This is a genomic window from Kribbella sp. NPDC059898 (assembly GCF_042730855.1).
Classification (GTDB): Bacteria; Actinomycetota; Actinomycetes; order Propionibacteriales; family Kribbellaceae; genus Kribbella.
Map to the genome: position 1 here is coordinate 22,995 of NZ_JBHWKR010000023.1, position 8,434 is coordinate 31,428.

General features: G+C 70.4%; 8 protein-coding genes. 7 read left to right on the top strand and 1 reads right to left on the bottom strand.

Annotation, left to right across the window (positions count from 1 at the left end; all coding sequences use genetic code 11):
• Window positions 1-35 precede the first annotated feature (35 nt).
• The 5 genes from eccCa (at window position 36) to ACFV9C_RS41085 (ending at window position 6,398) form a co-directional block, all read left to right on the top strand.
• The gene (eccCa, locus tag ACFV9C_RS41065; protein ID WP_380202792.1) at window positions 36-3,899 is read left to right on the top strand and encodes a type VII secretion protein EccCa; all 3,864 of its coding nucleotides are present in this window, start codon (window positions 36-38) and stop codon (window positions 3,897-3,899) included.
• Window positions 3,899-4,267, top strand: coding sequence for a hypothetical protein (locus tag ACFV9C_RS41070; protein ID WP_380202794.1), 369 nt, complete (start codon window positions 3,899-3,901; stop codon window positions 4,265-4,267). Before eccCa ends, ACFV9C_RS41070 begins: the two co-directional genes overlap by 1 nt.
• A 20-nt stretch (window positions 4,268-4,287) precedes the next feature.
• Window positions 4,288-5,703 carry a hypothetical protein gene (locus ACFV9C_RS41075; RefSeq protein ID WP_380202796.1) on the top strand — a complete coding sequence of 472 codons (1,416 nt, stop codon included), beginning with the start codon at window positions 4,288-4,290 and terminating at the stop codon, window positions 5,701-5,703.
• Window positions 5,704-5,775: 72 nt separating this feature from the next.
• Window positions 5,776-6,093, top strand: coding sequence for a hypothetical protein (locus ACFV9C_RS41080; protein ID WP_380202798.1), 318 nt, complete (start codon window positions 5,776-5,778; stop codon window positions 6,091-6,093).
• A gap of 14 nt (window positions 6,094-6,107) precedes the next feature.
• Window positions 6,108-6,398: a hypothetical protein gene (locus ACFV9C_RS41085; protein ID WP_380202800.1), complete on the top strand. Its 291-nt coding sequence runs from the start codon at window positions 6,108-6,110 to the stop codon at window positions 6,396-6,398.
• A 42-nt stretch (window positions 6,399-6,440) separates the two neighbouring features.
• Here ACFV9C_RS41085 and mycP read toward each other — a convergent pair whose 3' ends face one another.
• Window positions 6,441-7,631 (bottom strand): type VII secretion-associated serine protease mycosin, encoded by a 1,191-nt coding sequence (gene mycP, locus ACFV9C_RS41090; RefSeq protein ID WP_380202802.1) that lies wholly within the window; start codon window positions 7,629-7,631, stop codon window positions 6,441-6,443.
• 102 nt (window positions 7,632-7,733) lie between these two features.
• On the opposite strand from mycP, the gene ACFV9C_RS41095 reads away from it, so the two are divergent.
• Both ACFV9C_RS41095 and ACFV9C_RS41100 read left to right on the top strand, forming a co-directional pair.
• On the top strand, window positions 7,734-8,060 hold the full coding sequence (locus ACFV9C_RS41095; protein WP_380202804.1) for a YbaB/EbfC family nucleoid-associated protein: 327 nt from the start codon (window positions 7,734-7,736) through the stop codon (window positions 8,058-8,060).
• On the top strand, window positions 8,057-8,434 hold the full coding sequence (locus ACFV9C_RS41100) for a hypothetical protein (protein ID WP_380202806.1): 378 nt from the start codon (window positions 8,057-8,059) through the stop codon (window positions 8,432-8,434). Before ACFV9C_RS41095 ends, ACFV9C_RS41100 begins: the two co-directional genes overlap by 4 nt.

The window sequence follows — 8,434 nt, forward strand, 5'->3', positions numbered from 1 at the left end:
CTGTACCGCTGTCGCGGCGCCTAGCGTCCTGGAACATGTCCACTGTCATCGTCAGCAGACCGCCGCGGCGCGAGGGTCCCGCGTTGCCGAGTGGCGACGTCACCCTCGACCCGCCGCCGGCACTGCCGCGTCCGGCGGGCAAGCAGCTCTCGCAGTACGTGATGATGGTGCCGATGCTCGCCGGCGGCGGCGCGATGGCGTTGATGTACTCGACGCTCGGCGGTGGCGGCAAGATGAGCTACATCGTCGGCGGGCTGTTCGGCCTGTCGGCGTTGGGGATGGCCGCGGTCGCGTTTGCCGGCCAGGGCGCCCCGCGGCGGGAGATGGCGCGAGCACGGCGCGGGTACCTCAGGCACCTGTCCCAGCAGCGCATCCGGGCCCGGCGGGCCGTCGTACAGCAACGTACTGCGCTGTCCTATCTGCACCCGGATCCGACGCAGCTGTGGACGTTGGTGGAGAGCTACCGGCTCTGGGAGCGTCGTCGGAACGATCAGGACTTCGCCATCGTGCGTGTCGGCACCGGAGCGCAACCACTCGCCACACCGGTCGCTCCGCCCGACACGGTCCCGCTGGAGGAGCTGGAGCCGCTGTCAGCCGGTGCACTGCGCCGTTTCATCACGACGTACTCGTCCGTGCCGGGGTTGCCGGTGGCGATGGCGCTGCGCGGATTTGCCCGCGTGTACGTAGACGGTGCCCGTGCGCAGAGCTTGGCCCGTGCCCTCGTGGCGCAGCTCGCGACGTTCCACTCGCCGGACGACCTGCTGATCACGGCTGTCGTCGGGCCGGAGACCAGGGCGGACTGGGAGTGGCTGAAGTGGCTGCCGCATGCACACCACCCCGACAAGTCCGATGCCCTGGGCCCCATTCGCCTGATCAGCAAGAGCGTTCCGGACCTGGAGTCCGTGCTGGGCGACCTACTCGCACAGCGGCCCCGGTTCGACCCGGCCGCTACGAGCCGCGTGGACGGGCCGCACATCGTCGTACTGATCGACGGCGGGGACGTGCTCGGTTCTGACCACCTGATGACCGGCAACGGCGTGGAGGGTGTCAGCGTCATCGACCTGACCACGCAGCCGCCCAGGCTGCTCGACAGATCCAGTGTGTTGCTGGATGTCGCGGACGACGGTGCCCTGACCAGTGTGACGACGGACGGCGAGTCTGAGGTCGGCATGGCGGACAGCTTCACCGTCGAGAACGCGGAGGCTCTGGCGCGCCTGCTGGCGCCGCTAAGGCTGTCGGCGGGTGGAGACGGTGAGGAGAGCTTTGCCTCGGTCTTCGGTCTCACGGACCTCCTAGGTCTCGGGGACCCGTACAACTTCGACCCTGCACGCCACTGGGGTCCTAGGCCGAACAGGGACCGGCTACGCGTCCGCTTTGGTGTCACGGCGGACGGTACGCCGGTAGAACTCGACCTGAAGGAGTCTGCACAGGACGGAATGGGCCCGCACGGTCTCCTGATCGGTGCGACCGGGTCCGGAAAGAGCGAGCTGCTCCGGACGCTCGTACTCGCGCTAGCAGCGACCCACTCGTCCGACAGCCTCAACTTCGCGCTGGTGGACTTCAAGGGCGGCGCCACGTTCACCAAGCTGGACCGGCTTCCGCACACCAGCGCGGTGATCACCAACCTCAGCGAGGAACTGGCGCTCGTCGACCGGATGTCCGACGCGATCGGTGGTGAGCTGATCCGCCGGCAGGAGCTGCTGCGGCGGGCCGGCAACTACGAGTCGGTCCGCGAGTACGAGCTCGCCAGAGCGGCAGGAGCCGACCTGCCGGAGGTCCCGACGCTGCTGGTGATCTGCGACGAGTTCTCCGAGCTCCTGTCGGCGAAGCCCGACTTCATCGACATGTTCAACCAGATCGGCCGCCTGGGCCGCGCCCTCGGCGTACACCTGCTGCTGGCCAGCCAGAAGCTGGAAGAGGGCCGGCTGCGTGGGCTGGACGCGCACCTGTCGTACCGGATCGGTCTGCGGACGTTCTCCGCCATGGACAGCCGGGTGGTGCTCGGCATGCCGGACGCGTACGAGCTGCCCCGTGCGCCGGGGCATGGGTTCCTGCAGATCGGTACGGAGACGCTGGTGCGCTTCCGGTCGGCGTACGTGTCCGGTGTGCATCGGGCGGCGGCGCACGCGGTGTCCAATGAGGTCGCGGACGACGTGGCGGAGTACACCAGTGCGTACGTGTCGATGCCGGCTGCCGTCGTACGGGAGCAGCCGGAAGAGGACGGCGTGGGCGAGAAGCTGCTCGACATCCTGGTGGATCGCCTGGAAAACAAGGGAAAGCCCGCCCATCAGATCTGGCTGCCGCCATTGGACGATCCGCCGCCGCTCACCGCGCTACTGCCGGCGTTGACTGTCGACCCGGACCGCGGGCTCACAGTTGCGGTAGCCGCTGCGCAAGGGACGCTACGGGTGCCGATCGGCCTGGTCGACAAGCCGCTCGAGCAGCGGCGAGATCCACTAACAGTGGACCTCGCGGCCGGCGCCGGCCACGCGGTCGTGGTCGGCGGTCCGCGCAGCGGCAAGAGTACGGCGATCCGCACGCTCGTGTCGGCGCTCGCGCTCACGCACACGCCGCGCGAGGTGCAGTTCTACTGCCTGGACTTCGGCGGCGGCTCGCTCGCGGGGCTCCGAGCGTTGCCGCACGTCGGCGGTGTCGCGTCCCGCCTGGACGTCGGCGCCGTACGCCGGACGGTCGCCGAAGTACAGCAGCTCCTCGTCCAGCGGGAGCGGTACTTCGCGGAGCACGGCATCGAGGGCATGACGTCGTACCGGCAACGGCGGGCGGCGGGGGAGTTCCTCGACGACCCGTGGGGCGACGTCTTCCTGGTGATCGACGGGTGGTCGGTGCTGCGGTCCGACTTCGAGGACCTCGAGGCGACACTCGGCGAGATCGCCGGCCGCGGTCTCGCGTACGGCGTTCACGTGGTCGCGACCTGTTCGCGCTGGTTCGACCTGCGCGGCACGATCCGCGACCTGTTCGGGACCCGGATCGAGCTGCGGCTGGGCGACCCGTCCGACTCGGTGATCGACCGGCGCGCGGCGATGAGCGTACCGGCGGACAAGCCCGGCCGCGGTCTCGCCGACAAGGCACAGCACTTCGTGATCGCCACGCCGGACGCCGGCCTCGGCCCGCAGCTCGCGGCCGCCTGGCCGGTGTCGGGCGCACCGCGCGTACGGCTGCTGCCGCTGCACCTGAAGGACGAGGAGCTGACCGCCGTACTGCGGAGGAAGCCCGTGCAGGGGCTGCCGATCGGGCTGGCGGAAAGCGATCTCGGGCCGGTGTCCATCGACCTCGAGGCCGACCCGCACTTCCTGCTCTTCGGCGACACCGAGTCCGGGAAGACCGGGTTCCTGCGCCGGATCGGGCGGACGCTGATCGAGCGGTACCGCCCGGACGAGGCGCGGATCATCCTGGTCGACTACCGCCGCTCGCTCGGCATCACCGGCGAGCACGTGATGGGGTCGTTCTCGGAGCCGCGCGGCGTCGAGGCCATGGTCGCCGACCTGATCCCGGTCCTCGAACGCCGGCAGTCCGGGGAGTGGACCGGCCCGCAGATCCACGTGCTGGTGGATGACTACGACCTGGTCGTCGGCCAGACCGGCAACCCGCTCGCAGGCCTCACCGACTACCTGGCGCACGGCCGCGACATCGGCCTGCACCTGATCATCACCCGCCGCAGCGGCGGCGCCGGCCGGGCGATCTTCGAACCGCTGATCGCCCGCCTCCGCGACCTCGGCACCCCCGGCCTGCTGCTCAGCGGCGACCGCTCCGAAGGCCCGCTGCTCGGCACCGCCCGGCCCGAAACCCTCCCACCCGGCCGCGGCCGCCTGGTCGGCCGCCGCGGCGACGCCCAGCTGATCCAGCTCGCCGAACCCGCCGACGACCCGAACGGAGCCTGATGAGCAACCTCGAATTCTCCTACCCCGAACTCTCCGGGTTCGCGAACGCCACCGACGGCCTGAAGGTCCCGGGCTTCGCGGACGACACCGGCGACGACCTGCAGGGCGAGGTGATCGGCGGCCCGCAGGCCGCCCACGAGTACACCAAGATCGCGATCCAGGCCGAGTACGAACTCGGTCGCGGACGCCGTGGACTGCAGGCCCTCGCCAAGCTCTCCCGCGACATCGCCGAACACTTCGGGCAGGTGGACCAGGTCAACGCCGACGAGCTCAAGAAGGTCTGGAGCGCGGAGCACCTGCCGATGATTGCCAACAGCAAGCAGGACAAGCCGCCGCAGCTGCCGGAGTACCCCGAAGACCGCGTCTGAGCCGACCAGGAGTACCAACGATGACCGACCAAGGGCCGTATACGTCCGAGCGGGACGTCCCCCGGATGCACGCCGAGCTGCAGACCCAGAATCCCGAACCCTGGCACACCCACGCCCAGCGATGGACCAACGCGTCGAACGATCTGCAGACCGCCTCCGGCAACCTCACGACGGCGCTGAACGACGTCCGCGTCTGGCAGCAGAGCACCGGCTCGGAGGCCTGGGTGACGTTCCGGAACGAAGCGCTCAAGGGCGCGGACTTCCTGCACAACTGGAGCGCGAAGGCGGCCGACATCGCGACTCGGATGAACACCATGGGCAACACGCTGACCGACGCGCGTGGCCGGATGGAGCAGGTGCTGACGGCGTGGACCATGGCGCAGCCGGACCTGACCTCGAGCAACGCCGGCGTCAGCAGCCGGGCCAAGCAGGCCTCGGACAACGCCGTGGCCGCCGCACAGGGTGAGCTGAACACGGTCTCCCAGGCCCTGATCCAGGTACTCGACAAGGTGGGCGCCGACTTCGCCAAGTGGGTCGGCCCGGAGATCGGCCTGCCCGGGGATCCGCAGACACAGCCGAAGGGCGACGGGACCGAGACCGCCAAGGCCGGTGGCGGCACCGGGACCGACGCTGCCGGGCCGACCAAGGTGTCGGACGACGGCAAGAAGCCGGACGAGAAGAAGCCGGACGACACACCCGCGGCGAAGGACCCGATCGAGGAGGCCGGGAAGTTCCTCGACGTGGTCGCGAAGGTGCCGGAGATCGCGGACAAGGGGATCACCGCGCTGCAGCACCTCAAGGACCTGCTCACGCCGAGTACGCCGGCGACGACAACCACGACCGGGACCACCGGAACCACTACCGCCCCGGGCTCGTCGATGGACGGGCTGGTGGGCGATCATCCGTCGCTCGCGGGCGGTCCGGGAACCACCACCGCGCCCGTCTTCCATCCGGACACAGTCCTTCCACCGGTCACCAGCGGCGGAGTCGGCGCGCTGCCGACGGGTTCGCTCGGCACCGGTTCGTTCGGGCACCAGTCCGGCACGAAGGAAAGCACGCCCGTACAGAAGTCCACGACCGTCGCCGGTACGGCGGGCTCCGAGCCCACGCTGGCCGGCAAGACGTCGACGACCGCCGCGACGGGGACCCAGCAGAGTACGCCGCCGATGTACCCGCCACAGAACGGCGGAATGGGGGCCGGAGGCAACGGTGCGCGCGACATCAAGCCCGGCGCCGGGCCGAACCGCAAGCCCGGCTTCAACGTCCCGGCCGAGCAGAGCGAGACCGAGCGGATGCGCCGGAACGGTGTCCAGTCCGACCTCCAGGGACGGAACGGCGAGCCGCGTGCGGCCGGCGTACCGCAGCGGAAACGCCGGCGGACAGCCGCCCGCGCGGTCGAGCGCGACGTACTCGACGAAGACCTGTGGCGGATCTAGCCAGACCGCCGCACCGAGCGTGACACCGACCGGTGATCACGTACCGGCAATCCCAACAGAGGAGGAACCACCATGGCCGGTGTGGAGACCGAAGCCACCAGGATGGTGCAGACGGCCGCCGAGGCGGCCCGGATCGGCGACGCGCTGAAGTCCGTGATGACGATGCTCGACAGCTCGATGACCAGCCTGACCCCGATGGACGGCGAGATCAAGAACGTCTTCTGGCGGGGCCACCACAACCACCTCGAAGCGGTCGACCAGCTGTGCGCGAAGCTGCACCGGATGGCCGACGGCATCACCACCTCGAAGACCGCGTACGAGTCCGAGGACGCGATCAGCCAGACGGCGTTCGGCCGACTCGGCGCGTCCATCGACACCACGGTGCTCTAGCGAAGGGACGCAGGATGATCAACTACCCGTTCGACCAGATGGCGCAGGGTGCCATCGACATGGCCTCCGCGAACAAGCAGGTGACCGACCTGCAGGAGCAGTTCCAGTTGGCGATGCGCAACCTGCTCGCCGCCTGGAAGAGTCAGGAGGGCTCGCCGCAGCTGCAGCAGGTGCAGCAGCTCTGGACCCAGGCCAACGAGGAGATCAACCTGGTGCTCGGTCGTCGCAGCACCGCGCTCGACGACTCGTGGATCGGGATGAAGCGCGCCGACAACGTCGCCGCGACCGCTCTCGACCAAGTCTGATCACGCTGCAAGGCCCGGCCTCCCACGCGGGAGGCCGGGCCTTCAGTTTGCCCGCCAGCCCCGCCGTCGGCCGAGCGGTACGACGACCGCGCCGATCAGCACCAGCGCCGCGAAAACACCCGAAAACAAGGCGATACGTCGACCTTCAAGCCCCGCGGAGTCCCAGAGGGCGGTACGTCGTTCCGCCGCCGCGTCGACCTTGACCGGACGGACCCGCGGCAGCACGGCGGGTTTCGCGGACGCGAGGACGTCCTGTACGGCGCGGGACGGGTTCACCACGCCGGCGCCGTACTGGTCCGCCGGACCGGGCGCGGGCGTGGCGGTCGCGATCAGCCGGTTCGCGACCTCGCTCGCCGACAGCTGCGGATCGGCCGAGCGGACGAGGGCCGCCGTACCGCTGACGAAGGCCGTCGCGAAGCTGGTGCCGTCGTAGTACCGGTGGCCGCGGACCCGGGTCGCCGCCAGTACGCCGCCGCCGGGCGCGGAGATGTCGACGTACGAGCCGACCTGCGAGTTCGGCAGCCGGGTGCCGTCGATGGTGATCGCGCCGACGCCGACGACACCGGGGTACGCCGCCGGGTACGTGACCGGGTCCGGTCCTTGCTGGGCGTGCGCGTTGCCGGCCGCCGCGACGATCAGCGCGTTGTGCTGCTGGGCGTACCGGACGGCGTCCCGGACCGGTTTCAGGTCGGAGTACATCGACAGCGAGATGTTGATCACCGAGGCGCCGGCGTCCGCGGCGTACCGGATCGCGCCGGCGAACACCGTGGCGTCGACCGACTCGCCGGTCTGCTCGCTCGCGTCCCGTTCGCTGACCCGGATCGGCAGGATCCGCGCGCCCGGGGCGACGCCGCGGAAGCCGATCCCGGGCACCGGCCGCGCGGCGATGATGCTCGCCACCGCCGTACCGTGCGACACGCAGTCGAAGTTCGCGCGCAGGTCTCCCGGCGTCAGCAGGTCGCGGCCGGGCAGTACGGCGCCGCTCAGCTGCGGGTGGTCGGCGTCGACGCCGGAGTCGATCACCGCGACGGTGACGCCGCGGCCGGTGACCTGCGGCGGCACCTGGTCCGGTGCCAGCCAGGTCTGTGCCCACGGCAACTTGTTCACCGGTGTGCCGCCGGCTTCGGCGTTCTGGCACAGGCCTGCCGGGGGCGCGGCCGCAGCGGTCGTTGGCAGGCCGGCCGACAGGACCACGGCGGCGGCCGCGGTCCAGCGGCCCGTTCTGACAGTCATCACGATCGCGACGGTAGGCCCCGGCCCGATCGGGCCACGGGTTCTGACCCCTTGTGGCCAAGGGCTGACCACGACCGCCTTCCGGACCGGACCCTGGTGTCCATGGAACTGTCGGAGATGGGCCTCGGCCGGGAACTGCGGGCGGTCGGTCTGCAGAACGAGCTCGAACGTTCGCTGACCGCGATGAACGCCGTACACGCCGAACTGGAGTCCGTGACCGCGACCGCGGTCTCGCCCGACCGGCTGATCAAGGTCACCATCGGCGCCCACGGCGACGTCCGGGCGCTCGAGTTCGACCCGGACATCTTCCGCACCCAGGACCCGGCGGGCCTCGCGGCCGCCGTACTCGCCACGCTCTCCGAGGCGAGCACCATGATCGCCACCAAACTCGCCGACAAGTACGCCGAACTCGCGGAGCGGCTGTCATGACCCGCGTCGACCCGAGCGTCGTGTACGAGGTGGGTGAAGGGCTGTACGGGACCGGGCTCCAGTGCGGGCCGGCGCTTACCCGGGCGCTGGAGGCGATCAGCGTCGAGGCGGTCCAGGCGGCCTGCGGGCACGGCCCGCTCGGCAAGGACACCTTCGACGGGTACAGCACCCGGATCGCGAGCCTGGCGGGGGCCGGCGCCGCGCTCCAGGAGAGCATGACGAACATCGCCGTCGGCCTCTCCGGCGCCGCGGGCCTGCTCGAGCAGACCGACGGGGAGAACGCGGAGCGGATCAAGGCCGCCGACCTCGGTCTGCAGCTCGACGGCACGGCGCTGCCCGAGACCGCCGACGTACCGGCACCCGAGTCCAGGTAG

Coding starts and splice junctions, on each gene's coding strand:
- eccCa (WP_380202792.1), top strand. CDS start 36: ATGTCCACTGTCATCGTCAGCAGACCGCCGCGGCGCGAGGGTCCCGCG.
- ACFV9C_RS41070 (WP_380202794.1), top strand. CDS start 3,899: ATGAGCAACCTCGAATTCTCCTACCCCGAACTCTCCGGGTTCGCGAAC.
- ACFV9C_RS41075 (WP_380202796.1), top strand. CDS start 4,288: ATGACCGACCAAGGGCCGTATACGTCCGAGCGGGACGTCCCCCGGATG.
- ACFV9C_RS41080 (WP_380202798.1), top strand. CDS start 5,776: ATGGCCGGTGTGGAGACCGAAGCCACCAGGATGGTGCAGACGGCCGCC.
- ACFV9C_RS41085 (WP_380202800.1), top strand. CDS start 6,108: ATGATCAACTACCCGTTCGACCAGATGGCGCAGGGTGCCATCGACATG.
- mycP (WP_380202802.1), bottom strand. CDS start 7,631: ATGACTGTCAGAACGGGCCGCTGGACCGCGGCCGCCGCCGTGGTCCTG.
- ACFV9C_RS41095 (WP_380202804.1), top strand. CDS start 7,734: ATGGAACTGTCGGAGATGGGCCTCGGCCGGGAACTGCGGGCGGTCGGT.
- ACFV9C_RS41100 (WP_380202806.1), top strand. CDS start 8,057: ATGACCCGCGTCGACCCGAGCGTCGTGTACGAGGTGGGTGAAGGGCTG.